Origin of the sequence: Microbacterium sp. NPDC097977 (assembly GCF_040302605.1) — a bacterium.
Taxonomy (GTDB): Bacteria; Actinomycetota; Actinomycetes; order Actinomycetales; family Microbacteriaceae; genus Microbacterium.
In genome coordinates, this window is record NZ_JBEOUR010000138.1 from 1 (window position 1) to 1762 (window position 1762).

Consider the following 1762-nt stretch of genomic DNA (forward strand, 5'->3'; position numbering starts at 1 on the left):
ACCCCGCCGGCCCACACGGGTGGCCCCCCCCCGATGGGTCGCCGGTTTTGATCCGGCTCTTATCGCCGCCCGCGCCTTCGGGCCGGGGGGGCTCGACGCCCGCCCCGCGGGCATCGACTCACACAACTCAAGACCTCACCCCACCACATGTCATATAGCGGTCATGTGATCGAAAGGAACACAGAGTGCTTATTGCACAGCGTCCGACACTCACCGAGGAAAAGATCGTCGAGAACCGGAGCCGGTTCATCATCGAGCCCCTGGAGCCCGGCTTCGGATACACGATCGGCAACGCGCTGCGTCGCAGCCTGCTGTCGTCGATCCCCGGCGCCGCGGTCACCAGCGTTCGCATCGACGGCGTGCTGCACGAGTTCAGCACCATCCCCGGCGTGAAGGAGGATGTCACCGAGATCATCCTCAACATCAAGCAGCTCGTCGTCTCCTCGGAGCGCGACGAGCCCATCACCGCGTACCTGCGCAAGACCGGTTCGGGCGAAGTCACCGCCGCCGACATCTCGGCTCCGGCCGGTGTCGAGATCCAGAACCCCGAGCTCGTCATCGCGACTCTCAACGAGACCGCGAAGTTCGAGCTCGAGCTCACGATCGAGCGTGGACGTGGCTACGTCTCCGCAACGCAGAACCGCAACGAGTACGCCGAGGCCGGTCAGATCCCGATCGACTCGATCTACTCGCCGGTGCTCAAGGTCAGCTACCGCGTCGACGCCACCCGTGCGGGTGAGCGCACCGACTTCGACAAGCTCGTCCTCGACGTCGAGACCAAGTCCGCCATCAGCCCCCGCGACGCCGTCGCGTCGGCTGCGAAGACGCTCACCGAGCTGTTCGGTCTCGCTCGCGAGCTGAACGTCGAGGCAGAGGGAATCGAGATCGGCCCGGCACCGGTGGAGGCAGTGAACTCCAGCGAGCTGTCGATGCCGATCGAGGACCTCGACCTCTCGGTCCGCTCGTACAACTGCCTGAAGCGTGAAGGCATCAACACTGTTTCCGAGCTCGTCGCCCTCTCGGAGACGCAGCTCATGAACATCCGCAATTTCGGCCAGAAGTCGGTCGACGAGGTGCGCGACAAGCTCATCTCGCTCGGTCTGTCGCTCAAGGATTCGGTGCCCGGTTTCGACGGCGCCCACTTCTACGGCGGCAGCGAAGACGAGTCCTTCTGATACCCGACCCTTCTGACCAGGAGTTAGACGATTATGCCCAAGCCCACTAAGGGTCCCCGCCTCGGAGGCGGCCCCGCACACGAGCGCCTGCTGCTTGCCAACCTCGCGGCTGCTCTGTACACCCACAAGTCGATCAAGACGACCGAGACCAAGGCCAAGCGCCTTCGTCCGCTCGCCGAGCGCCTGATCACCTTCGCCAAGCGCGGAGACCTGCACGCTCGTCGTCGCGTTCTCTCGGTCATCGGCGACAAGAGCGTCGTGCACACTCTCTTCACCGAGATCGCACCGCTCGTCGCAGACCGTGAGGGTGGCTACACCCGCATCACGAAGGTCGGCAACCGCAAGGGCGACAACGCTCCCATGGCCGTGATCGAGCTCGTCCTCGAGCCCGTCACCCCCAAGGCGAAGTCGACCAAGAAGTCCGCCAAGGCTGAGAAGCCCGCCGAGGTCGTCGAGGAGGCTCCCGCCGAGGAGGCTCCCGTCGAGGAGGCTCCCGCTGACGAGGCCGGCGCCGAGTCGCAGGCCGAGGGCGAGTCCGCCGAGGCCACTGCCGAGGACGCCAAGAAGTCCGAGTAAGCATCTCGCAC

Annotated in this window: 2 protein-coding genes; both read left to right on the plus strand. The window is 65.3% G+C overall.

Annotated elements, in window-relative coordinates; all coding sequences use genetic code 11:
- Positions 1-185: 185 nt before the first annotated feature.
- Positions 186-1175 (plus strand): DNA-directed RNA polymerase subunit alpha, encoded by a 990-nt coding sequence (locus tag ABTZ43_RS17200; RefSeq protein WP_017829188.1) that lies wholly within the window; start codon positions 186-188, stop codon positions 1173-1175.
- A gap of 33 nt (positions 1176-1208) precedes the next feature.
- Entirely contained in the window at positions 1209-1751 is a 543-nt protein-coding gene (gene rplQ / locus ABTZ43_RS17205; protein WP_253384135.1) for a 50S ribosomal protein L17, read from the plus strand.
- Positions 1752-1762 lie beyond the last annotated feature (11 nt).

Excerpts from the sequence above, each read along its gene's own strand:
- rplQ (WP_253384135.1), top strand. The coding sequence starts at position 1,209 with ATGCCCAAGCCCACTAAGGGTCCCCGCCTCGGAGGCGGCCCCGCACAC.